The organism is Nonomuraea sp. NPDC052129 (genome assembly GCF_040680095.1).
Taxonomy (GTDB): Bacteria; Actinomycetota; Actinomycetes; order Streptosporangiales; family Streptosporangiaceae; genus Nonomuraea.
This window is the reverse complement of record NZ_JBFAVX010000027.1, coordinates 158,245-181,167: the sequence shown is the minus strand read 5'-3', so window position 1 is coordinate 181,167 and position 22,923 is coordinate 158,245. Positions and strand designations below refer to the sequence as shown.

The window sequence follows — 22,923 nt, the reverse complement described above, 5'->3', positions numbered from 1 at the left end:
ATCGCGGTCATCGCGGTGCGGGCGGCGGACATTGCGTCGCGGGCGCCGAACTCATCGCCCAGGCCCTGGCGCATGTAGCGGGTGACGAAGACCCGAGCCACTCATAGCCCGGGATCGCGACCCTGTACTTGATCGTGCGGGCCATGATCGTGCGGTGCTGGCCGTCCTCGCCCGGGTCGAACCCCGCCGGCAGGTAGCGCAGGAACTTCGGCTGAGTGAGCGTGTTGACCACCGTCGGCGGCACCCAGCCCTGCAGGCTGCACCACGACAGGAACTCCCCGACGGTCCCCATGATCGCGTTCGCGGTGCCCTCGCTGCGATACCGCACCGCGGCGCCCGGCTTGCGTGAACGCGACGGCATCGGCTCCTCCACCAGCCAGCGCATCATCGCCATCAGCTGCGGAAGGCTCGGGCCGGCCCAGTCCAGCCCATGACCTCGGCAGTACAACAAGTACACAGCGATCCGGCCCGCGTACGTCTTCTCGGTGTTGAACGCCCGCCCCGCCCCGCGCAGCCCCGCCAGGTACGCACACGCCTCGACATGCAACTCGAGATTCTCGTCGACCACCACCCACGACACCGACTCATCGGCGGCCACCGCTCGTTCAGCCCGGTAGTGCCGCTCGGCCACGCCTGACCTGCCCAACATGCCGTACGGACCCCCAGATACTGTGCGCCAAGTAGCCGCTCACACTACTTGAAGTACTTGCCGCACGACTGAGAGTCACCAAAGATAACATCACCGTCTGGGCCGACCAGCGCAGCATTCACCTATCGGTCGACGGCCAGCACCTCAAGACGCTGGCCTCCCGCCTATCGGCCGACCATCTGCACCAGCTGGCCATGCGCGGCGCCCGCCCGGCCGGGCCGCCGCCGGCACCGCCCGCGCTAGCAAGGACCGGCGGCCATCAGGTCGTCCCGGTCGGCCAGCCAGTCGAGGTGCAGCGCAACGTCCGCCGCGACGGCTTCATCGCCGTCGCCGGCGACATCTTCCACCGAACCGTTGCTGGAAGACGTAGAAGACGAACGGGCCTTCGTCGCGTTCTCCCCGCGCCGCCTCGTCGTAACCGGCCAGCGGCAGGGCGGGCGGTTTCTCGCACCAGACCAGGCGCCGTTCCGCCAGCCCGCGTGAATGGCCTCGACATGGTAGCCGGGCGGGGTGCGCACGACCAGCAGGTCGGGCCGCTCGGCCGCGAGCAGGGCGTCGAGCCGGTCGTAGCGCGCGGGGATGTGCCATGCGACCGCGAAGCGCCTGGCTCGTTCCGCGTCCATGTCGGCCACGGCGACGATCGACACCCTGCCACCCTACGCTCGCGGGGCCGGCATGTGGCTGCCCTGCGCTATGCCGCCCGCGCCGAGGAGCGCCATCTTGCGTGCCTGCATCTCCCTCATCCTTCTCGCGGCCGGGGTCAGGCCCGGCGGACGGCTTCGTAGCGGTCGGGGTGGGCGGCCTCGCCGCGCAGGCCCTCTATGACGAGGCCATCGGCGCGGATCGCCTCGACGGCATGCGCGAAATGGTCCGGCCGGTCGCCCCAGACGATCTCGCAGTCGCGGAGCGTGACGTCGGAGGCGGTGTCGACGTGGACGCCCGAGGTGGGATGGGCGACGATCTCCTGGCCCTGGCCGTAGGGGCGCCGGTCCAGCTCACCGCCGGGCCACTTCGACCATCGGGCCAGCTCGATCCGCACTCCTTCGAGGACCACGCCGGAAATCAGGCCGGGCCGCTCGGCGGCGATGTACGCGCCGTTCTCCGAGCGTGCCAGGATGTTGCGGAAGCGGACGTTGCGGATCGTGCCGACCCGGTCGTGCCACGGGAACGCCTTGACCACGATCGGCTCGCCGCGCCCCCACCAGCCGGTGTCGAACAGCCGGGTCTCCACGATGCAGTCGGTGAACAGGATGTTCTCGAAGTTGCCCTCCTGGGCGAGGCTGACCGACAGGCCTCGGTGGGAAGAGCGGATGACGCAGTTGGAGACGATCACGTTGCGGATGTCGGCCACGCAGTCGACGCCGACCACCACCCCGCTGGAGGTGGACTGGAGCGTGCAGTTGGTGATGACCACGTCCTCGGTGGTGCCGTACTCGGGGAACTCGTCACAGGTCTTCAGCGAGATGGCGTCGTCGCCGCAGGAGATTTCGCAGTCGCTGATCCGCACGCGCTTCGACCGATCCAGGTCGATGCCGTCGGCGTTGGGATGCTTGAGGTCGGACTTGATGGTGATCCCGGTGATCAGCACGTCCTCGCAGCCGGTCAGCCGGAGGCACCACAGCGCGGGGTCGCGCAGGTTCACCTCGCGGATGGTGACGCCGATACAGCCGGTGAGGAAGACCGTGAACGGGCGGGCGACAGGGCAGCGGTAGATATAGCCGAGGTCCTCCTCGATGAAGTGCCGGCCGGCTCCGTCGATCGTGCCCGCGCCCGTGATGGCGATGTTCCTGGCGCCGTGCGCGGCGATGAGGACAAGCGATTGCCCCGCCCAGTCCTGCAGTATGCCGCCGGACAGCGCAGTGACGTCGCGGCGCTCGGTGTAGTCGTCGGGGTTCGCGCTGCCGGCCAGCGTGGCGCCGCGCTCGACATGCAGCTCCACGAAGTCCTTCAGCACGATCGAGCCCGTCATGTACACGGCGCCGGCAGGCACGAGCACTGTGCCGCCGCCGGCGGCGGCACACGCGTCGATCGCCTCCTGGATGGCCTTGGCGTCGTTGGTGGTGCCGTCTCCGACGGCTCCGTAGCGTCTGATGTCGTAGCTGGTCACGCTGGTGTCCTTCCTGATGATCAAGTTGGTGGTCAGGGGGTGGTCAGGTGGCCGATGCATGCTCGTGCAGGACGCATCGGACGCGGCGCTGGCCGCCGAAGACGGGAACCTCGTGCTCGCAGGCCGCGCCCGCGTGCGGGCAGCGGGGCCGGAACAGGCAGCCGCTGGTGACGTCCGCGCCGTCCCGCCGCGTGGCAACGTCCCGGCGCGTGCCGGCGTGCACGGCCCAGGGGTCGGGCGCGGCGTCGGCCAGCAGCCGGGTGTAGGGGTGCGCGGGAGAGAGGATGACCTCGTCGGCCGATCCGCTTTCCACGATCTGGCCGCGGTACATCACCATGAGGTCGTGCGCGAAGTGCCGGGCGGTGGCGAGGTCGTGGGTCACGTACAGCACGGCCAGGTCCTCCTCCCGCTTGAGCCGGTCGATGAGGTTGAGGATCTCCAGCCGGATGGACACATCGAGCATGGAGACGGGCTCGTCGGCCAGCAGGACTTTCGGCCTGGGGGCGAGCGCCCGGGCGATGGCGACGCGCTGGCGCTGCCCGCCGGACAGCTCGTGTGGATACCGGCCAGCGAACGACGCCGGCAGGCAGACCCGTTCCAGCAGTTCCTCGGCGGTGCCCGCGATCTTGTGGATCTGCAGGGGGCGGCGCAGGTGGTAGCCGACCGTGTGGGCGGGGTTCAGCGAGCCGTAGGGGTCCTGGAAGACCATCTGAACGTACCTGCGGTAGATCCTGCTGGTCTTGATCGGGAGGTCGTCGAGCTGGATCTCGCCCGATGTGGGCCTGGCCAGCCCGGCCAGCATGCGGGCGATGGACGACTTGCCACTGCCGCTCTCGCCGACCAGCGCGGTGGTGCGGCCGGAGGCCAGGGTGAAGGACACGTCGTCGACCGCCTTCAAGACCTGTTTGCGTCGCCCTTCCTTGAGGATGAAGTGCTTGGACAGATGGCGGACGGTCATCGTCGTCATGGGCTCACCTTGGCCTCGAAGCGCCGTTCCAGCAGGTGCTTGTCCGGTTCGCCGCCGTTGTGCGCGGGGTCGTACTGCAGGCACGCGACCTGGGCTTCCTGGACGAGGGCGAGCTGGGGCCACGCCTCGTGGCAGGCGGCGAAGGCGTACGGGCAACGCGGCGCGAAGGAGCACCCAGGCGATGTCCGGGACAGGTCGGGCGGGCTGCCGGGGATACCGTGCAAGGCCTGCCGTTGCCCGCGCAGGCTGGGGAAGGAGTTGAGCAGCCCGATGGTGTAGGGGTGGCGAGGCTCGTTCAGGATGTCCCGGGCCCGGGCGTACTCGACGACCCTGCCGCCGTACATGATGGCGAGGTGGTCGCTGATCTCCAGCAGCAGCGACAGGTCGTGAGTGATGAAGATGACCGCGAATCCGAAGACCTCGCGCAGCCGGTCGATCTCCGTGAGGATGTCGCGCTGGACCACCACGTCGAGCGCGGTGGTGGGCTCGTCGAGGACGACGACGTCCGGGTTGAGCGCCAGCGCCATGGCGATCAGTACGCGTTGCCTCATGCCGCCGGACAGCTCGTGGGGGTAGGAGCCGATGCGCCGCGCGTCGATGCCGACCAGGTGCAGCAGCTCGCGGGAGCGCTCCTCGCGCTGCCGTCTGGACATGGACGGCTGGTGCGTGCTGAGCACGTCGCCGAGCTGGCGTCGGATGGTGAGCACGGGGTTGAGGGTGTTCATCGCGCTCTGGAACACCATGGCGATGCGGCGCCAGCGGAAGGTGCGCAGGTTCTCGCCCTCCAGCGCCAGCACGTCCACCGGCGCGCCGTCCTTGGGGTGGAAGGTGACGCTGCCGGAGATGATCTTTCCAGGCGGCTGGAGCAGCCGATTGACGGCGTAGGCCAGGGTGGACTTGCCGCAGCCGCTTTCCCCCGCGACGCCGAGTACGTGGCCGCGTTCCAGCTCCAGGCTTACGTCGCGGACGGCGTGCACGCTTTCGCCGTAACCGACGTTCAGGTTCCGGATGGACAGGACGGGATCGCTCACGAGGCCGCCTTCCTGAGACGAGGGTTCATGAGCTCGTCGATGCTGAAGTTGATCAGGGACAGGCCGGTGCCGAGTACGGCGATGCACATGCCCGGCGGCACGAACCACCACCAGGCGCCGAGCGAGAGGGCATATCCGTTCTGGGCGAAGTAGAGCATGCTGCCCCAGGTGGTGGCGTAGCCTCCGCCGACCCCGAGGGCGGACAGGCCGGACTCGGTCAGCACGCCGCCGATGACGCCCCATACGAGTCCTGAGGCGATGAGGGGGACGAGGTTGGGCAGAATCTGCACGATCATGATGCGCCAGCCGGGTTCGCCGCTCACCCGGGCGGCATCCACGTACTCGCGGTTGCGCAGGGACATCGTCTGGGAGCGGATCACCCTGGCCGGTCCGGCCCAGCTGATCGCGGCGATGATCAGGGCGATCATCAGCGGGCCGCCGCCGTCGACGTAGTCGGCGATGAGGATGAGCAGCGGTATGGCGGGGATGACCAGGGCGACGTTGCTCAACAGCGAGAGCGCCTCGTCGAGCCAGCCTCCGACGTAACCGCTGGTGACGCCGAAGGCCAGCGACACCGCAGTGCCGAGCAGCCCCACGCTGAAGCCGATCAGCATCGAGTCGCGCGTGGCATAGAGGAGCTGGTCGAGGACGCTTTGACCGGTGTCGGTGGTGCCGAGCCAGGCGGCGGCGGACGGCGGCTCCACTCGGCCGCCGACCATCGCCTCCGGGTCGCCGGCCACCATCGGCCCGACGATGGCGACCACGGCGAAGAAGCCGACGATCGACAGACCGATGATCAGCTTGCCCGACTTCGGCAGGCCCAGGATGCGGTCCCGTTTCGTGGGCCGGCCCTGCGCCTCGCCCACGGGGAGGAGTGTGGTCGTCATGGTTCACGCCGCCTTACGGACGCGGGGGTCGATCAACCCGTACAGCAGGTCGACCAGGAGGTTCGCGGCCAGCACCGCGAAGGAGATCATGAGGAAGATGCCCTGCATGAGCGGGTAGTCGGCGTTGCCGACCGCCTGCAGCAGCGCGAAACCGACTCCCGGATACGAGAAGACCACCTCGGTGGCGACCTGCCCGCCGACGAAGAAGCCGAGGGCGATGGCGAATCCGGTCACGCTCGGCAGGACGGCGTTGCGGGCGGCGTAGGACAGCATCACCCGTCGCGGGCGCAGACCTTTGGCCCGGGCCATGATCACATAGTCCTCCGCCATGGTGGAGACCATCATGTTGCGCATGCCGAGCAACCACGAGGCGATGCCGGAGATCACCAGTGTGAGCGCGGGCAACGTGCCGTGATACAGGACGCTGGAGAGGAAGGCGCCGCTGAAGCCCATCCGGACGTGCTCGTAGTCGTAGGCGCCGTTGACCGGGAACCAACCGAGTGTCCCGCCGAGCAGGAACAGCAGGAACATGGCGAGCCAGAAGTACGGGATCGCCGCGAGGAAGGTCGTGGCGGGGATCAGGGAGTCCAGCCGGCTGCCGCGCCGCCAGCCGGCGAGCATGCCCAGGCCCACGCCGAACATCACCGTGAGGATCAGCGAGATGGACACCAGGCCCAGCGTCCAAGGCATCGCCTGCCCGATCACCGAGACGACGGAGGCGGGGTAGTAAGTGACCGACTGCCCGAACTCGCCCCGGAGCAGGTTGCGCAGATAGGCCAGGTACTGCTCCCACAGCGGGGCGTCGGAGACGCCCAGCATGATCTCCAGGGTGCGGCGGAACTCCGCGGGCGGTGGCTGGCCCGTCTGGAAGCGGCCCATGATGATGTCGACCGGGTTGCCCCTGATCAGGCGGGGGATGAGGAAGTTGATCGTGAGCGCCGCCCACAGCGCCACCCCGTAGAAGGCGAGCTTGCGCCAGAAATATGACATGGTCTCTCCGGGAGGGCGCCGGGACGGACCCGGCGCCCGCTAGGTCGGCTTACTTCACCGGCTCGACGGTCTTGGCCACGATCCCGACGTCGGGATCGCTGCCGGAGGCGGTGGCCGCGTACGGGGAGTCCTCGGTGGGGAAGCCGGTGAAGTACTGCGTCCGGTAATTCGTCAGGCCCGCCGGCTGCTGAAGCGGAATGTAGGGAATGTCGGCCACCAGGTGGTCCTGAATGGTGAACAGCGCCTGCTTGACCGTGTCCTGCTGCTCCGGCGGCGTCACCTTGATCGTGTCGAGGGCGTCGTCCACGGCCTTGTTCTCGTAGCGGGCCATATTCTGCTTCTTCGGCGGGAAACCGTTGCTGTGCAGGATGTTGTCGTAGAAGAAGTACGGGTGCGGCCCGCCCCAGGCGTTGCCGATGAACATCTGGAAGTCGCCCTTCTGCCCGATGTCGGTGTAGGCACTGAAGGACACGGCCTTGGACTTGAACTCGATGCCCACCTCCTTGAGCTGCTGTCTGATGACCTGCATGGCGGAGATGAAGTCGCTCCAGCCGCTCACGACATGGCAGGTGATGGTCAGACGCTTGCCATTCTTGGCGAAGTAGCCCTCACCGTCCTTGGTGTATCCGGCGGCGGTGAGGATCTGCATGGCCTTGGCCGGGTCGTGCTCCAGCTTGGCGCTCACGTACTTGGGTGAGACGTAGTCCCGGAACACCGGCTGCGGCAGCTCCAGCAGCGTCGTGGGCGTGCCGAGCCCGGCGAAGGCCAACTTGATGAGCTGTTCACGGTCGATGGCGGCGTTGACCGCCTGCCGCACGGCCAGCTCGTTCATCGGCGCCTTCGTCAGGTTCGGCACCAGGTTGGTGATGTACTGGAAAGAGTCGTTGTTGTAGTGATTGTGCTCGGGGTCTTTGGCCGCGTACTGCTTGTCGGGGTCGGGCATCCAGATTCCGGCCCAGTCGAGCTTGCCGGCCAGCAGCGCCTGTGAGGCGGACTCGTTGTTGTTGAAGGTCCAGAACCGCACTCCGGCGATCTTCGGCTTGCCTGCGTCCCAGTAGTTCGGGTTCTTGAGCATGGTGTAGCTTTCGGGGACGAAGTCGCCCATCAGGAACGGGCCGGTGCCGATCGGCTTGTCGTTGGTCCGCTTGACGGGGTCGTCGATCTTCTCCCAGATGTGTTTGGGGAGCATGTAGGTCTTGCCGGCGATCTGCCATACCTGCATGTAGATCTTCTCGGCGAAGGAAATCTTCACCTGGGTGGGGCTCAGGACCTCGGCATCCTCGATCTTGGCTCCGCCGGTGTTCAGTTCTTCGTGGTCCCTGCGGTAACGGAAGTTGAAGGCCACGTCCTCGGCCGTGAAGGGCTTGCCGTCACTCCACTTCACGCCCTCGCGCAGGGTGAAGGTGATGGACTCGCCGTCGTCGCCGACCTTGTAGCCGGTGGCCAGCACCGGCTGCACGTCGTCGGCCTTGGCCTGGTTGAAGAACATCAGAGTCTCGTAGATCATCCCCCGGGCGCCGGTGAGGATAGGGGTGCCCTGGGCCAACGGGTTGAGGTTGAGCGTGAACTGCCCGGACCCGCCGTTGTACACGTTGAGCAGCCTGTCGCCGCCGCCGGTCGAGGAGGCGGCCGTGGCGCCGCCGGGCGCCGCACTGCTCGCGGTGAGCGGCGCGCCGCCGCCCGAACAGGCCGTGAGGCCGAGGGTGACCGCCACTGTGGCGGCGCCCAGAAGCCATCTCAGAGATCTCATTAGTCCTCCAGTGGGGGTTGGCACCGGCGCTGCGCCGATGGGTCGTGCGAGAGCGGAGGGGTGGGCGACCCCCGAGGCGCCCGGTCAGCGGTGGCGCTTCAGCCGGCCACCACGTCGTTGACACAGCGCAGGACGGGGAAGCCGGCCAGTGCTTTGTCGTCCAGACCGTCGATGTTCAGCGTGAAGACCGCGCTCTCCCCGGGCAGCAGGGTCACGAGCTGATCGTCCACCTCTGCGGCGGGATCGAGCCGGTCGGGAAAGAGCGCCAGGTCCCGTAGCAGGGTGTGGGCGGTGACCCGCACCCGCCGGCCTTCCACCTGCACCGTGTACTGCGGCGGCCGCAGGTCGAGGTCCTTGTCCGCGACGTGGAACCACAGGGCTCTCCGGTCGCCCGCCGTCACGGCGATCAGCTCGCGCGCCGGGTCGTCGGTGTCCGCCACCGGGCTCGACAGCGGCACGGTCACGATGCCACGGGGCGGGACGTTGAAGGCGATCATCTGCGCCTCGTGCACCCGCCCGTCCAGGCTCTGCCGTACTGCCTGCGCCTCCTCGGCCCAGGTCTCGGCGGTGTCGTTGACGACGACCAGGGCCAGGCCGTCCTCGCGCGGCTGCACGGTGAGCAGCCGGTCGGCGTAGGCCTTGCGCAGCGCGTGGAAGAGCGGCTTCTTCCTGCCGTCGCCGTCGATCGCCGCCCAGGAGGTGACCGGCCAGCAGTCGTTGAGCTGCCAGACGATGCTGCCCGCGCAGTACGGCCACAGCGATCTGAAGTGCTCGATGCCCAGTTGGATCGCCCGGCCCTGGTTGACCTGGGTGAGGTAGTGCCAGTCGTCGAAGGTCTCAGGATGGGGGAAGTACGGCTGGAGACCGACAAGCAGCTTGCGGTTGCCGTCGACGGCCTTTTGATGATGGATGATGCCGGGGGAATCGGGAGTGAGCGGCTCGTCGTGGATGGCCCTGCGGATCGTGGTGTAGGCGGCGGGCGCCTGGAAGCCGAACTCGGCGACGAACCTGGGCCGGTACTGCCGGTAGGCGGCGTAGTCTCGCTGGTTCCAGACGTCCCAGATATGGATGGGCCCCCGATCCTGCCGGTTGGGATGCAGGCCGATCGAGCCGGAGTACGGGCTGCTCGGCAGATAGGGGCGCGCCGGATCGAGCTCGGCCAGGACACCCGGCAGCGTGCGGGTGTAGTAGGTCGCGCCCCAGGTCCGGCCGGCCAGGCGCTCCTGCCAGCCCCAGTCGAAGTAGCCCCAGACGTTCTCGTTACCGCCGCACCACAGCACCAGGCTCGGATGCGGCATGAGCCGCACGACGTTGTCCCGCGCCTCGGCCTCAACCTCGTCCGCAATCGGCTGCTCCTCGGGGTAGGCGCCGCAGGCGAACGGGAAGTCCTGCCAGACCATCAGGCCAAGTTCGTCGCACAGGTCATAGAAGTCGTCGCTCTCGTAGACACCGCCGCCCCAGACGCGCAGCAGGTTTATCCCGGCTCCGCACGCCTGCGCCAGCCGGTCGGCGTAGCGGCCGCGGTCCACCCGGGAGGGGAAGCAGTCGTCGGGGATCCAGTTCGCGCCCTTGACGAAGATCGGCTGCCCGTTGACCATCAGGGTGAACGCGCCGCCCGCGGTGTCGAGCCGTACATCCCGAAAGCCGATGTGCTGCCGCCACTCGTCATCGGCCGTGCGGACCACGAGCTCGTAGCGCGGCTGCTCACCGTACCCCCGAGGCCACCACAGCTCGGGTTCCTCGACGTCCAGCTCGATCAACCCGACCGTCTCGCCCGCCGGAATGGCCACTACCGCGGACGCGCCCGCGACCGACGCCGTGACCAGGAGCTCCTCGCCGGTGGTGCGCTCCACCTCGACGTGCACGGCCACGTGGGCACCGCCGTCGGTGAGTGAGATCTGCGGGCGGACCTGCGCCAGCCGCGCGCCGCTCCACGCGTGCAGCCCGATCGGCCGCCAGATGCCCGCCGTGACCAGCGCGGGACCCCAGTCCCAGCCGAAGTTGCAAGCCATCTTCCTGATGAACGTATACGGCTCGGTGTAGGCGCTCGGGCGCTCGCCGAGTTCCCGCACCAGCCCCTCTGCGTAGTCGTGAGCGGGCGTGAACGTGATCGACAGCTCGTTGTCACCTTCGCGTAGCGCTGGGCCGATATCAAATCTGTAGCGGCGATGCATGTTGGCGGTCGCGCCGATCACGCGGCCGTTGAGCTCGACCCGCGCCACCGTGTCGAGTCCTTCACACACGAGGTCGATACGGTCGTGGCGGCCGTCCGGCCGGTCGAAAACGGTCTCATAGCGCCAGGTGGACCGGCCGATCCAGCCCAGTTCGGTCTCATTGCGGTCCAGGTAGGGGTCGGGAATCAGGTCGGCGGTCAGGAGGTCGGTGTGCACGCACCCCGGCACCGAGGCGGAAGCGTGGATGTCACCGTCCACCTGCCGAATGGTCCAGTTGCGGTGCAACCAGAAAAGACTCATCAACTTTCCGTTCAGCAGGACGAGGTGTACGGCGGATCAGGCGGCAAAGGCCGCGTGGATACGGAGGATGAGGCCGTGAGCACCGCCGGTGGCGAAGGGGAGCTTTCCTCGCGCCGGTGGGGGGACGGTGATCGCCGGCGGTCAGGTGGAACGGCCGTCTGCGGCCCACTCCATTGGTGCCGGCGGCTCGAAGACCGAGCGCAGCTTCACCGTCCTGCCGGTCTCGTAGGACTCGCGGATGGCGCAGAGGATCTCCACCACGTGCGCGGCCTGCCGGCCGGTGGCGCGGTGCGGGCGGTCCTGCCTGATGGCGGCGGCCAGGTCACGAACGGCCCGCCCCCATTCCACTCCCCGGTACGGCTCCCGCAACGACGCAACGGGCGCCAGCGAACCGGCGAAGTCGCCCACGTGCAGAGCCGAGTCGAAGTCGTGCCAGCTTTCTAAGAGCAGCGAGCCGGTATCGCCGTGGAACTCCACGCCACGCTGCCGGGTGAGGTCATTGCCGACGTAGAAATCGCAGGTGAGGCGGAGCAGGGCGCCGCCGTCGAACTCCACGTTGGCCACCACGTAGCTGGGGGTTGAGATCGTGAAGGGCCGGCCGTCCAACCGCGTGCGCTCCGGCTTGACCACCGACGCGAAGGCCGTCACCGCCCGGGCCGGGCCAAGCGCGGTGGTCACGATGGTGAGCGGGTAGACGCCCACGTCGAACAGGGGGCCCACGTCGTAGAAGCCTTCGGGGTCGGGGTGCCAGCTCTCGATCCTGCCCCAGTTGACTTCGGCGAAGACCAGCCGTACCGGGCCGATCCGCCCGTCGCGGAGCAGCTTGAGGCAGGTCTGCTGTGCTTCCCCGAGGAAGGTGGCGGGAGCGCAGCCGAGGCGCACCCCGACTTCCTCGGCCATCCCCACGAGCTCCGCCGCTTCTTCGTGGGTAAGCGCGAGGGGCTTCTCGCTGTGGACGTGCTTGCCTGCCCGCAGGCAGCGGCTGGTGATCTCATGGTGCGCACGGTGCGCGGTCAGGTTCACCACGATGTCCACCGCGTCGTCGGCAAGCAGTTCCTCCAGCGAGGTGTAGACGCGCGCCCCGGAGGCGGCGGCCAGCGCGGCGCGCCGTTCGGAGGAGAGGTCAAAGACCCCTCGCAGGTTCAGGTCGGGATAGGCGGCAAGGTTGTCGGCGTAGGACTTGGCGATGTTGCCGCAGCCGACGATGGCCACGGTCTGGGGGTTCACGATGGCAAGCTCCTCGGGGTGAGGGGGGCATCCAGGAACCTGGTTTTCACTGCACCACAGGATTTTCAGTGAACTATTGCGCGACCGTGGACTCAGGTCAACCTCTCCGGACCCAAGTTCTGAGAGATTCGTGGGCTGTTGACGCCAAATGTCCGATGCATTAGCGTCCAGACTCGGGCGCTGTTTACTGAAGTTCAGTGAAAGGGCATCGCGTCAATGCGCGGACCGGATCTTCACCGAGGTCGAGCAGGGCGACGCCGGCCTGGACCTGCCGGCCTTTCCCGCGCTGGAGCGGGACGGCTACGCGGGCTGGCTGGTCATCGAACGCGACCGGCCCAGGCCGCCCGCGTACGAATCGGCCAGGATCCGCCGCGAACACCTCGACCCTGTCACCAGCGCGGCCTGAGGCGCGCCGCCATACCTTGGTGGCCCCCGGCCTCCACTTGATGGACAATCTCAGAGCCCTCACGGAAGGGCGCTGCAGCCTATGTTTCAGTGATTCGGCGGGAGGACGATGGGGCGGTCGGTAGAACGGCCTACCATGCGAGAGGTCGCGGAGCTGGCCGGCGTGTCGATCGGCACGGTGTCAGCGGTGTTCACCGGTAAGCGCTGGGTGTCCCCCGACACCGACGCCGGGGTACGGCAGGCGGCCGGGCAGCTCGGATACGAGCCTCGTGTCCGCAAGACCGCGGCTCCTCCCCCCCGCGAGCCTCGCATGGTCGGCTTCGTGTCCTGGGGCAGCGACATGTCCACCGGAGCCAGCCCGTACTTCGCCCCCGTCCTGGCGGGCGCGCAGCAGGCGTGCGCGGAGCTGAGGCTGTCGATCAGCTTCGAGACGGTCGACCCGGAGGCCGGTGAGCTGCCGCTGTGCGTGCAGCGGGGAGAGGTCAGCGGGCTGGTCGTGCTGAGCGTCGGCAGCGACCCCGGCTATCTGCGCCGGATCCACGAGGCGGGGGTCAGCTGCGTGCTGCTCGAGCACGCGGTCAAGGGCCTTCCCATGGACTTCGTCCGGCACGACGACGAGATCGGCGGCTACCTCGCCACCCGCCACCTGCTCGACCTCGGGCACACCAATCCCCCGCCGGCCATCATCACCGCCAAGGATCGCATCGCGCCCGCCGTAGAACGGCTCGCCGGTTACCGCAGGGCGCTGGCCGAGTACGGGCTGCGGGAGGAGCCGTCGTTCGTCCGGCGCAACGACTTCAGCATCGAGACCGGATATGAGCAGATGGCAGCGCTGCTGGCGCTCCCCGTACGGCCCTCGGCGGTCTTCTGCGGCAACGACGAGTCGGCGCTCGGCGCGCTCAACGCGCTGCGCGACCACGGCGTAGCCGTTCCGGAGGAGATGAGCGTCATCGGCTACGACGACATCGCGATGGCCGCGCACGCCTCTCCCGCGCTGACCACGATGGCGGTGGACAAGGAACTGCTGGGAGCTCAGGCGGTGTGGCATCTGGTACAGCGCATCCAGCGGCCCGCCATGACGAGCAGGGACACGAGGCTGGGCGTGATGCTCGTGCAGAGGCAGTCCACCGCCCCCGCCCGGCGATCCTGACCGAAGGGCATGACGATGCCCGGACCGAAACACTCGGTCCGGGCATCGATCATCCGGTGACGCAGGGCGAATCGTTGAGCCGGAAAGCGCCCGGCGGATCGTTGGCTGTGCCGGACCTGCCGGCGAGGAAGCCGAATTCCACGCTGCCGCCGTTGGCGGGGATGGTCGCGTTCCAGCTGGCGTTGGTCACGGTGGCGTCCGCGCCGCTCTGGACGTAGGTGCCGTTCCATGACTGGGTGAGCTTCTGGCCGTTGGCGAACGACCAGCCGAGCTTCCAGCCTTGGACGGGGCTGCCCGCCTTGTTGGCGATCTTCACGCTGGCCTGGAAGCCGCCCGGCCACTGGTTGACGACCTTGTAGGTGACCTTGCAGGACGTGTCCGGTGTGGGCGTGGGGGTCGGGTCAGGGCCGGAGCCGCCCGGCGGGATGACGATAGTGCTGATGGAGTTGGCCGGGAAGGTGCCGGTGAAACCCTTCGAATCCACCTGTACGTCGGCGGCGTGCTCGATGGCCGCCACGTTGGCGGCGCTGTAGCGGTAGACCTGGGCCGAGGAGGTCCCGGTACGGCCGGTGACGGCGACGTCGCTGGTCAGCTCCTCGCCGGTCTTGTTCACCACGACCAGGGTGAGGGCCTTGTCGGCGGCCCGCTCGGCCGCGTACACGGCCAGCTTGCCCTGGTCGGCGCTGGAGGCCCGGACGGCGCTCTCACCGAACGCACCGCCCTTGCCGTCGTAGTTGCGGTACATGCGGAAGGCGTAGGCGACCGGCTCGCCGGCCTCCGGCGCCGTCCACAGCGTGGCCAGGTCGAGTTTCTCCCGGCCGAAGATGCCCAGGACGTCGGCTTGGGCAAGGGCGCCGTTGATGTGGCCGTAGGCGCCCCAGCTGTACTCGGTCATGGCCACCTTGGTGCCCGGATAGTGCTGGTCGACCAGTTCGCGCATCCGCGGGATCATGCGTACCGCCTTGTTGATCCAGCTCTCGTCCACATAGGCGGGATCCCAGAGCTGCCGGGTCGAGCGCAGCCGCCGCTCCTGCGTGGCGGCGTCCCCGGCTTCCTTGTTGTTCACCCCGGCTTGTTGCGGATAGATGTGGATGTCGAAGTAATCCAGGATGCGAGTGCCATGCTGCTGCTCGTAGGAGCGCATCTGGTCCAGGTACCACGGCCCGAGGTCCATCCCGCCGTGGGCCGCCCGGTCGGGCGGGTTGTCCCAGCAGCCGGTCTGGGCGCAGGTCTGCTGGTCCAGGCCAGAGTAGAAGATCGAATTCAGCCCCCAGCCGACCGGGCCCAGCGTCTTGGCACCCGAGTCGGCGGCCTTGATCGCCGCGGCATACTTGTAGGTGCGCTCGCGCAGCTCGTCATAGCCTAGGCCGACGGGCCGCACGTCACGGTGGGTCGAGTGCCACAGGTCCGGCTCGTTGTCCAGGTTGTAGAACCGGACTCCCCCATCGGCCGCGGTCCCGTAGCGGCTCTTGAGATGCGTGATCCAGTCGGTGACGTACTGGAGGCCGGTCTCGACGCTGGTGTCGTGCGGGTCGTTACCGGTTACCAGCGCCTCGTCCGGTTTCCTGCCGTTGCCGCAGTCAGGCGTCCACGGGTCGGTGGACTGTTGCGGACCGTACTTCGCAACGCTGAAGCCACAGGCCTTGGCCCGTTCCTTGGCCACCCAGCCGAGCATCGGCACGTTGAGGATGGTCTGCGTCCCTGTGGCCTTGTCCTGCTCGACGAAGCGGTCGGTCTCCGAACCGTCCGGAAGGGTGGACGGGTCCGGATTGTCGTTGGGGATGTTCTCGAAGTACCAATCCGCGGCACGATTGGTGGTGTCGTTGCGGAAGTTGTAGCGAGTCGTGTGGTTGCCGCCCCAGCGGTGAACCGGCAGACGCAGATCCCGAGCCAGCTCCTCGCCGGCGAAGTTCATGCCATAGATGTACGGACTGATGAGGTGGCGCTCAGCCGTCATGTCGACAGCGAGCTCAGGGCCGGTGGCGGCGGCTCGAGCCAGACCGGTCAGCTGCCCGACGCCCAACCCTGCGGCCAGCAGACCGGCCAGAGCCGCCGACCATAACGCACTTCTTCGACGCACCGGCAATCCCTTCGCTGCGGATTTCCTCCCATGAATGGAGAGCTCCGACAGCGTGTGGCGGGTCATGAACGGGTGTCAATCACTGGCTCGGCGGCCTGGGAATTGTATGAGGTCGCCGTTGAAACTTTCGACATCGCGTGATGACGTGTGGCTTCGGACGGTGAGCCCCGCTCTCGTGGCAGTGGCCGCGAATCACTCGCGGCACACTCGCGGATTCTCATCACGCGAGCACGCCCCAAGGGCGGATCTGGATCTAACCGCGCGACCGTTCCGGCTCGGCCAGAGCCGGAACGGCGGCGACCAGGAACTCGCGGATCGCCGGCTCCAACCGCACCGATTCCCGGTCAAGGAGCCACTGCGCCTGCAGGCCGTTGATCAGCGCAATGGTTCGCGACGGGCGAGGAGGACGGCCGGCCGTATGCCACCCTCGTGCTGGTCCGGCGGCCCCGCGATGCCGCCCGCTTCAGCGGCACGCTCGTTGTCGAACCGCTGCACTTCTATCCCATCACGCCGATCTTCATGTACACCTCGCAGTACATCATGCGATCGGGACACGCCTGGGCCTGTGTGGTTTCGCCCAAGACCTCGCTAGATCTCAACGTCAAGCCTGCCAATCCCGAGCGCTATGCGTCGCTGCGCATCGAGGCGGAGCCACTGCCGCCCGAGGCCGCAGGGCTGAACTTCCTGGCCGTGCCGTCCACGGCGGATACGGGCGTCTACTGGTGGGAGCAGCTCGACCGGCAGAACCGGGCGGCGAACGCCATCCTGGCGCAGGTGGGTGCCGCGCTCGGCGCCTCCTCCGGCCCGTTCGAGGGGCCCGGGGTCCGCCACGTCCTGCTGGCAGGGCACAGCTACACCGGGTACGTCACCACGCGTTTCATCCGGGAGGCACACGACAGCCTGCGCCTCGCGGACGGCTCGCCCGTCTTTCACGGTTTCTTCCCGGCGGGATGGCCGACCGCGCCGTTCGGCGCCTGTGACGTCCCGATCGTGCAGGTCAACATGGAAGGCGATCTGTGCGCGGAGAACAGCGTTCCGCACCGTACACAGTACGCGGGACTCGCCTACCGCAGGCCCGACAGTGACGCGCCCGGCGATCGTTTCCGTCTGTACGAGCTGGCCGGAGTGGCGCACACATCCACTCAGCACCCTCCGATCAACGACCTGAAGTTCCTGGAGCAGATGCTTCCCCCTGAAGTGCTGCCGGCAGGTGCGCTGCCGCCGGGTGTCCGGATGAGCAACCTGCCCTTCGACGAGCTGTTCCAGATGGCCCTGCACCACCTGGTGCGCTGGGTCGCCGACGGAGTCACCCCGCCTCGCGCGGAGCGCATGGAGGACGCGCCCGGCGGCTTCTTCGCAAAAGACGAGCACGGCAACACCCGCGGCGGGGTTCGCTGCGCCCAACTGGACGTGCCACGGGCAAGATACATCTCCAATCTCACCAATCCAGACGGAACGGTCGCGTTCGGCCCGTACGGCTTCGAGGAGCCCTTCGACTCCGCGACGTTGCAACGCCTGTACCAGGACAAAGCCGACTACCTGCGGCGATTCGACCAGCGCCTCGACCAGCTCATCAGCGAAGGCTGGTTCCTCGCCGAGGACGCCCCCGAGCAGCGGGCCGCGGCGCGAAGGGCCGACATCCCCTGAGGGAGCGGCTGTCCCGGTTCGGCCATGGCCGGGACAGCCGCCAACAGGAACTCGCGGATGGCCGCCTCCATCCGCACCGGGTCCCGGTCGACTGACACATGTCGCAGGCCAATGCGGGGCGAACGTCACCAAATCTTCTTACTTGACGGCGCCGGTGACGAGGCCGGTGACGTAGTACCGCTGTAGCAGCAGGTACAGCACGATGCACGGGACGGCGGTGACGGCGACGCCAGCCTGCATGATGCCCCAGTTGAGTGTGCCCAGTTGGTTGGAGGCGAGCACGGTCAGGGTCACGGGCAGGGTGAACTTGGCCTCGTCGGTGACGAGGATAAGGGCCGCGAAGAACTCGTTCCAGGAAGCGAAGAACGTGAACAGGGCTGTGCTGATGAGCCCCGGGATCGCGACGGGCAGCAGCACGCGGACCATGGCGCTGATGAGCCCGCAGCCGTCCGTGAGGGCGGCCTCCTCGATGCTGGGCGGCAGGGCCGCGAAGCTGTTGCGCATGAGGAAGATGCCGAAGGGCAGCTGGAACGTCGTGTAGAGGAGCGTCAGGCCCAGCAGGGTGTTGCTCAGTCCCATGCCGTGCAGGATCGAGAACAGCGGCGTGATGATCGCCTGGAACGGGATCATGAACGTGGCCAGGATGAGGAAGAACAGCACGCCGCTGCCCCGGAAGCGCAGCTTGGCGAAGCCGTAGCCGGCCAGCGTGGCCAGCACCACGGTCAGCAGGGTCGCACCTGCGGCCACGATGAGGCTGTTGGCGACGTGCTGCCAGACACCGACCTGGCCGGTGTTGCCGAGCGCCGCGTAGTTCTCCAGCGAAAGCCCGTGCGGGTAGAGCGTGGGCGGGTTCTCCGTGGCCTCGCCGGGGTTCTTCAGCGACTGGGCCAGCATCGTGTACAGCGGGTAGAGCATGACGATGGAGACGCACAGGCACACCGTCCACCAGGCTGTCCGTGGCAGTGTCCGGCGGATGTCGGCGAGGGTTTTCATGAGTGGTCCGAGTTCCGCAGCAGGAGCATCTGCAGAGCGCTGACCGCCGCCAGAGCCACCATGAGCATGGCCGACAGCGCGGCGCCGTAGCCGAGCTCGAAGTTGATGAAGGAAGTGCGGTAGATCTGGTAGACGGCGGTGATGGTGCCGTTGGACGGCCCGCCGGAGGTCATGATGTAGAACTGGTCGAAGGCCAGCAGCGAGCCGGCCACCGAGAAGACCAGTACCAAGGCCAAGGTCGGCCGCAGCAGCGGCAGCGTGACGTGGATGAAGGATTTCCACCGGCCGGCCCCGTCGATGCGGGCCGCCTCGGTCAGCTCACCCGGAATCGCCTGCAGGCCCGACAGCAGCAGGAGCATCTGCATGCCGGTGACCTTCCACACCACCATCGCGGTGACCACGAGCAGGCCGCTGGTGGCGGTGGCGAACCAGTTGGTGTCCCGGCTGCCGATCCCGGTCCGTGCGGCCAGGTCCGCCAGTGGCCCGAGTCCCGGCTGGGCGAGGTAGAGCCACAGGTAGGCCGCGGCCGCGAAGCCGATCACCACGGGCAGGAAGAAGATGGACTGGAAGACCCGCGCCGCCCGGCCGCCCCGGTGCACCAGGAACGCCAGCACGAGGCCCGCCACCAGCAGGATCGGGGTGATGAGCGCGGTGTATCGGAGGGTGAAGCCGATGGCGTGCAGCCACTCGGAGTCGCCGAGGGCTCGGACGTAGTTCGCGAGCCCGACGAAGTGGTGCTCGCCGAGCAGCGGCCACTCGTTCAGGGACATCCAGAACGTCATGACGAGCGGGACGAGGAAGAAGATGGTCACGACGGCCAGGGCGGGCGACACCATCGCCACGCCCAGCAACTGACGGCGCCGTCTCGTCGACAGCCGGGGTCCGCGGGGTCGTGCCGGCGCGGTGGCGCTGGGCGGCCGGCGGGCCTCCACGGGCGGGCTGGTGGTCTTGGTCATGCGGCGCTCCTTCGGCCGGCATGGGCGCTCCCGCCGCGGCGACCCGGCAGCGCGGCGGGGTCCGCGCTCAGCCCTTGTCGATGATCTGCTGTGCGGCCGTCTTCGCCGCGGTCTGCGCTGCCTTGATGTCGCCGGTGCCGAACACCGCTTCGTTGATCATCTTGGCCCACGGGCCGTTGTTGTCGTTGATGATCCCGTTCTCGACCACGCTGTACGGGGTCTGCCCGGTGGACATGGCCTCGCCGAGCACCTTGTAGCGCGGGTCGAGCGGCGCGTAGATCTTGTCGATGAGATCGGTGCGGATGGGGACGATGGCGTTCTTGGCCAGGATGGTCTGCGCCTCTTCACTGGTGGCCCACTTGACGAAGTCGTAGGCCACGGCCTTGTTCTTGGCGCCCTTGGTGACCGCGATCTCGTCGCCGCCGGCGAAGGAGGAGGTGCCGCCGTCCTTGCCCACGATCGGCGTGGCCCCGAAGTCGATCTTCTTGTCCGCCACCAGGGTCTGGACGAAGAAGGCTCCGAGGTTGACCATGCCGACTTTGCCGCTCTGGAAGGACTGCGGCTGCACGCTGCCGCCGTCGGTCTTCGCCGATGGAGGCATGAGCCCTTCGGTCACCATCTGACGGTGGAAGGTGAGGGCGTCCGTCAGTTCGGGGCTGTCGAACAGCGCAGCCTTGCCATCGTCGGAGAGGATCTTGCCGCCGCTCGCCCACACATGCGGGGCGAACTCGAAGACGTTGCAGCCCCCGCACTGCCCGGCCATGGTGAAACCGTAGTAGTCGTTGCCGAGCTTACGGATCGCCCGAGCGGCCTCCAGCATCTCAGCGTAGTTCGCCGGCGGCTTGTCCGGATCCAGGCCGGCCTTCTTGAACAGGTCCTTGTTGTAGAAGGTGACCGACGCCTCGGCGGTGAACGGCAGGGCGTAGGTCTTGCCGTCGTAGAGCGCCAGCTTCTTATGCGCCGGGCTGAGGCCATCCTTCCAGGTCAGGGAGTTCAGCACGGAGGTGAGATCGTCGAGCACGCCCTTGGAGGCGAAGTAGGGCAGGTAGACCAGGTCGATCGAGGCGATGTCCGGGCCGGAGCCGGAGGCCGCGGCGGTGCCGAACTTCTGCACGAAGTTCCCCGACGGCACGACGGTGACCTGGACCTTGCCGTCGTGGGTCTTGTTGTACTGCTCGGCGAGCAGGTTGATGAATCCCTTCGCGCTGTCGCGCACCCACATGGTGGCGGTGCCGGTCGGCTTGTCGTTAGCCGCCGACGTGCCGCCTTCGCTGCCACCTCCGCATCCCGCGACGACGAGCGCGAGAGCGGCAGCTGCTGCTGCGAGCCTCGTAGTTCTCATGATGACTTCGCTTTCTGCCCGTGCCTCTGCGGGGGGGTGATGTCGCCTCCTGGCCGGGCGTGCCAGGACGGTGATGCGAGATGTGCTCAGAGCACGGGGATCCAGATGCGCATGGCTCCCGGGCCCCGGTTGGCCCAGGCGTGATAGGGGATGGCGGTGAAGGTGAGCGGCGTCCCTGCCAGGGATGCCGGGTCGTACGGCGCGTACAGCGACGTCTCGTGCGGCCGGGCCTCGCCGGACAAACGGAGCCGGACGGGCGTGATGTCGTCTTGTCCGCGCTCCTCGGTGATGGCCGCCGAGGCGTCCAGGCGCAGTTGCTCGACCAGGATGTCGTCGGGCAGGTCGGCCTGCTCGACGCAGTAGACGACGGGGCCGCGCATGACCGCCACACAGCCGCGGACGGCGTCGACGCGCTCGTCGGCGCGCACCAGGCGCGGCGCCATCGGCAGCGTCAGCCGTACGGTGGCGCCGTCCTCGCAGGACACGCGCAGGTAGGCGCCCGGGGTGGGTTCGGAGAGCACGCGTGCGCCGGTCACGGCGACGGTGGCGCCCTCAGCCCATGAGGGGACGCGCACGGCCAGTTCGCCGTGGCCGCTGACGGTCACCCGCAGGTCGCCGTCCCACGGGTAGCCGGTCTCGACCACGGCGCTCAGCGTCGCTCCGCTGAACGCCCCCGGGGTGAGCAGGTGGAGCTGGAGCCCGGACGCGTCCGACGTCGCCGCATAACCGTGCAGCGAGGCGAGCAGACGGGCGAGGTTCGGCGGGCAGCAGGCGCACCCAAACCAGGGCAGGCGCTCGCTGGGCGCGTCCTCGCTGGAGCCGTCGTGGCCGGTGCGCAGCTGCAGCGGGTTGGAGTAGAAGAAGGCGGCGCCGGTGTGGTCCATCGACGCGGCGATCGCGTTCAGCAGCGCGCGCTCCATCTCCTCGGCATAGCGGGCCTGCCCCGTGGCCAGGAGCATGCGCCAGCACCACTGCAGGGCGGCGATGGAGGCGCAGGTCTCGGCGTAGGCGCGGTCGGCGGGCAGCTCGTACGGGTCGCCGTAGGACTCGTCGCGGTGCCGGGAACCATGCCCTCCGATGACGTACATCTTGGTGCCGAAGGCGCTGTCCCACAGCCGCTCCATCGCGTGCAGCAGCGTCTCGTCGCCGTTCTCGAGGTAGAGGTCGGTGACGCCCGCGGCCAAGTAGAGCTGGCGCACCGAGTGCCCGATGGCCTCGGTCGCCTCCCGCACCGGCAGGTGATCCTGGTAGTACTGCGAGCCGAAGCGGCCCAGGGCCAGCGTGCGGTGCCCGCGCCGTTCGACCTGGAGTTCGGCCGCGCGCAGGTAGGACTCCTCCCCCGTCTCGCGGTAGAGCTCGACCAGCGCGGTCTCGACCTCGGCATGGCCGTCGATGAGCGGCTCGCCGTCCTCGCCGAAGGAGCGTACGACGAGGTCGGCGACCCTCCGGGCGACCGTGAGGAAACGCTCGTCGCCGCTGCCGCGGTGCAGCGCCACGGCGGCCTGCAGCAGGTGCCCGGCGCAGTAGAGCTCGTGGGTGTACTCGGGGTTGGCGAACGGCTCCTTGCCCGGGGTTCCCTGCACGTAGGTGTTGAGGTAACCGTCGGAGGCCTGTACTCGCTCCAGCAGGCCGGCCACCTCCGACAGCAGCCCGGCCCAGCGGTCGCCACCGGTGCGGCCGGCCTCCCAGCCGATGGCCTCCAGGGTCTTGTAGAGGTCGGAGTCGGCGAACCACGGCCCCTGGAAGGTTCCCTGCGGGCCGTCCGGGCCGGCCTCTGCCAGGCGGCGGAAGTTCGCGATGGCGCCGGTGCGCTCCACGTTGTCCACGCAGTGCGGGATGGTGGCGGCGGCGTTGAGCTCCTGCCAGCCGCCGAGCAAGGACGCGGGGTCCAGCCGCACGGCGCTCAACGGCAGCGGTCCAAGGCGCGCGGGCCTTCGTGGCACAGCCGGCCCAAGGATCTGGGTCTGGGCCGTCGCGTCTTGAATGCGAACGTTCACCTGCTGCCTCTCGTGGAAGAACGCGAGACGGTGGGCCGCGTCGCTGAAGACGCCGCTCCGCCGCTTCGCCGTGGGATCGGATCGATGAGGTGGACACGATGCGGTAGTCAGCACGGCCACCGATTGGGAAACATAAATGAAACGTTTTCCTTGAGGCGTCAACATAGGACCCGCCGCTGAACCGGTCAAGCCTCCATGGCCTCGCATCTCGCAAAAGTGCAGTTAATGATGATGTTCTGGACGTCTGATCGGCCGTCCGCACCCTTGCGCA

Annotated in this window: 17 protein-coding genes and 1 pseudogene; 3 read left to right on the top strand and 15 right to left on the bottom strand. The window is 68.1% G+C overall.

Annotation, left to right across the window (positions count from 1 at the left end):
* Nucleotides 1-7: 7 nt before the first annotated feature.
* From AB0L53_RS41955 to AB0L53_RS41910, 10 genes are all read right to left on the bottom strand, one after another.
* Entirely contained in the window at nucleotides 8-649 is a 642-nt protein-coding gene (locus AB0L53_RS41955) for a hypothetical protein (RefSeq protein WP_364006860.1), read from the bottom strand.
* A 239-nt stretch (nucleotides 650-888) separates the two neighbouring features.
* Nucleotides 889-1,296 (bottom strand): Gfo/Idh/MocA family oxidoreductase, encoded by a 408-nt coding sequence (locus AB0L53_RS41950; protein WP_364006857.1) that lies wholly within the window; start codon nucleotides 1,294-1,296, stop codon nucleotides 889-891.
* A 113-nt stretch (nucleotides 1,297-1,409) separates the two neighbouring features.
* On the bottom strand, nucleotides 1,410-2,756 hold the full coding sequence (locus tag AB0L53_RS41945; RefSeq protein WP_364006854.1) for a glycoside hydrolase family 28 protein: 1,347 nt from the start codon (nucleotides 2,754-2,756) through the stop codon (nucleotides 1,410-1,412).
* A 43-nt stretch (nucleotides 2,757-2,799) separates the two neighbouring features.
* Nucleotides 2,800-3,723: an oligopeptide/dipeptide ABC transporter ATP-binding protein gene (locus tag AB0L53_RS41940; RefSeq protein WP_364006851.1), complete on the bottom strand. Its 924-nt coding sequence runs from the start codon at nucleotides 3,721-3,723 to the stop codon at nucleotides 2,800-2,802.
* Complete coding sequence (locus AB0L53_RS41935; RefSeq protein WP_364006848.1) at nucleotides 3,720-4,754, bottom strand: ABC transporter ATP-binding protein; 1,035 nt, start codon at nucleotides 4,752-4,754, stop codon at nucleotides 3,720-3,722. The genes AB0L53_RS41940 and AB0L53_RS41935 overlap by 4 nt, the downstream gene beginning before the upstream one ends.
* Entirely contained in the window at nucleotides 4,751-5,641 is an 891-nt protein-coding gene (locus AB0L53_RS41930) for an ABC transporter permease (protein WP_364006846.1), read from the bottom strand. The genes AB0L53_RS41935 and AB0L53_RS41930 overlap by 4 nt, the downstream gene beginning before the upstream one ends.
* A 3-nt stretch (nucleotides 5,642-5,644) precedes the next feature.
* Nucleotides 5,645-6,631 (bottom strand): ABC transporter permease, encoded by a 987-nt coding sequence (locus AB0L53_RS41925; protein ID WP_364006843.1) that lies wholly within the window; start codon nucleotides 6,629-6,631, stop codon nucleotides 5,645-5,647.
* Nucleotides 6,632-6,680: 49 nt separating this feature from the next.
* Nucleotides 6,681-8,381 carry an ABC transporter substrate-binding protein gene (locus AB0L53_RS41920; RefSeq protein ID WP_364006840.1) on the bottom strand — a complete coding sequence of 567 codons (1,701 nt, stop codon included), beginning with the start codon at nucleotides 8,379-8,381 and terminating at the stop codon, nucleotides 6,681-6,683.
* A gap of 98 nt (nucleotides 8,382-8,479) precedes the next feature.
* On the bottom strand, nucleotides 8,480-10,855 hold the full coding sequence (locus tag AB0L53_RS41915) for a glycoside hydrolase family 2 protein (RefSeq protein WP_364006838.1): 2,376 nt from the start codon (nucleotides 10,853-10,855) through the stop codon (nucleotides 8,480-8,482).
* A gap of 141 nt (nucleotides 10,856-10,996) precedes the next feature.
* Nucleotides 10,997-12,082: a Gfo/Idh/MocA family oxidoreductase gene (locus AB0L53_RS41910; protein WP_364006835.1), complete on the bottom strand. Its 1,086-nt coding sequence runs from the start codon at nucleotides 12,080-12,082 to the stop codon at nucleotides 10,997-10,999.
* 148 nt (nucleotides 12,083-12,230) lie between these two features.
* Between AB0L53_RS41910 and AB0L53_RS41905 the strand changes: the two genes are divergently transcribed.
* Nucleotides 12,231-12,488 (top strand): hypothetical protein, encoded by a 258-nt coding sequence (locus AB0L53_RS41905; RefSeq protein ID WP_364006832.1) that lies wholly within the window; start codon nucleotides 12,231-12,233, stop codon nucleotides 12,486-12,488.
* A gap of 135 nt (nucleotides 12,489-12,623) precedes the next feature.
* The gene (locus AB0L53_RS41900; protein ID WP_364006830.1) at nucleotides 12,624-13,637 is read left to right on the top strand and encodes a LacI family DNA-binding transcriptional regulator; all 1,014 of its coding nucleotides are present in this window, start codon (nucleotides 12,624-12,626) and stop codon (nucleotides 13,635-13,637) included.
* A gap of 49 nt (nucleotides 13,638-13,686) precedes the next feature.
* Here AB0L53_RS41900 and AB0L53_RS41895 read toward each other — a convergent pair whose 3' ends face one another.
* Complete coding sequence (locus AB0L53_RS41895; protein ID WP_364006827.1) at nucleotides 13,687-15,717, bottom strand: glycoside hydrolase family 44 protein; 2,031 nt, start codon at nucleotides 15,715-15,717, stop codon at nucleotides 13,687-13,689.
* Nucleotides 15,718-16,110: 393 nt separating this feature from the next.
* Here AB0L53_RS41895 and AB0L53_RS41890 point away from each other — a divergent pair.
* Nucleotides 16,111-17,364, top strand: a pseudogene (locus AB0L53_RS41890) (alpha/beta hydrolase domain-containing protein); the annotation flags it as partial.
* Between the two features lie 138 nt (nucleotides 17,365-17,502).
* Here AB0L53_RS41890 and AB0L53_RS41885 read toward each other — a convergent pair.
* The 4 genes from AB0L53_RS41885 to AB0L53_RS41870 form a co-directional block, all read right to left on the bottom strand.
* Complete coding sequence (locus tag AB0L53_RS41885) at nucleotides 17,503-18,357, bottom strand: carbohydrate ABC transporter permease (RefSeq protein ID WP_364006825.1); 855 nt, start codon at nucleotides 18,355-18,357, stop codon at nucleotides 17,503-17,505.
* Nucleotides 18,354-19,313 (bottom strand): sugar ABC transporter permease, encoded by a 960-nt coding sequence (locus AB0L53_RS41880; RefSeq protein WP_364006822.1) that lies wholly within the window; start codon nucleotides 19,311-19,313, stop codon nucleotides 18,354-18,356. The genes AB0L53_RS41885 and AB0L53_RS41880 overlap by 4 nt, the downstream gene beginning before the upstream one ends.
* Nucleotides 19,314-19,380: 67 nt before the next feature.
* Nucleotides 19,381-20,655 (bottom strand): sugar ABC transporter substrate-binding protein, encoded by a 1,275-nt coding sequence (locus AB0L53_RS41875; protein ID WP_364006819.1) that lies wholly within the window; start codon nucleotides 20,653-20,655, stop codon nucleotides 19,381-19,383.
* 86 nt (nucleotides 20,656-20,741) lie between these two features.
* Nucleotides 20,742-22,553, bottom strand: a complete 1,812-nt coding sequence (locus AB0L53_RS41870; protein WP_364006871.1) for a beta-L-arabinofuranosidase domain-containing protein — start codon at nucleotides 22,551-22,553, stop codon at nucleotides 20,742-20,744.
* Nucleotides 22,554-22,923 lie beyond the last annotated feature (370 nt).

Bases quoted from the DNA above. Each gene is read 5' to 3' on its own strand.
- AB0L53_RS41955 (WP_364006860.1), bottom strand. From the start codon at position 649: ATGTTGGGCAGGTCAGGCGTGGCCGAGCGGCACTACCGGGCTGAACGA.
- AB0L53_RS41940 (WP_364006851.1), bottom strand. From the start codon at position 3,723: ATGACGACGATGACCGTCCGCCATCTGTCCAAGCACTTCATCCTCAAG.
- AB0L53_RS41930 (WP_364006846.1), bottom strand. From the start codon at position 5,641: ATGACGACCACACTCCTCCCCGTGGGCGAGGCGCAGGGCCGGCCCACG.
- AB0L53_RS41925 (WP_364006843.1), bottom strand. From the start codon at position 6,631: ATGTCATATTTCTGGCGCAAGCTCGCCTTCTACGGGGTGGCGCTGTGG.
- AB0L53_RS41920 (WP_364006840.1), bottom strand. From the start codon at position 8,381: ATGAGATCTCTGAGATGGCTTCTGGGCGCCGCCACAGTGGCGGTCACC.
- AB0L53_RS41915 (WP_364006838.1), bottom strand. From the start codon at position 10,855: ATGAGTCTTTTCTGGTTGCACCGCAACTGGACCATTCGGCAGGTGGAC.
- AB0L53_RS41905 (WP_364006832.1), top strand. From the start codon at position 12,231: ATGTCCGATGCATTAGCGTCCAGACTCGGGCGCTGTTTACTGAAGTTC.
- AB0L53_RS41900 (WP_364006830.1), top strand. From the start codon at position 12,624: ATGCGAGAGGTCGCGGAGCTGGCCGGCGTGTCGATCGGCACGGTGTCA.
- AB0L53_RS41885 (WP_364006825.1), bottom strand. From the start codon at position 18,357: ATGAAAACCCTCGCCGACATCCGCCGGACACTGCCACGGACAGCCTGG.
- AB0L53_RS41880 (WP_364006822.1), bottom strand. From the start codon at position 19,313: ATGACCAAGACCACCAGCCCGCCCGTGGAGGCCCGCCGGCCGCCCAGC.
- AB0L53_RS41875 (WP_364006819.1), bottom strand. From the start codon at position 20,655: ATGAGAACTACGAGGCTCGCAGCAGCAGCTGCCGCTCTCGCGCTCGTC.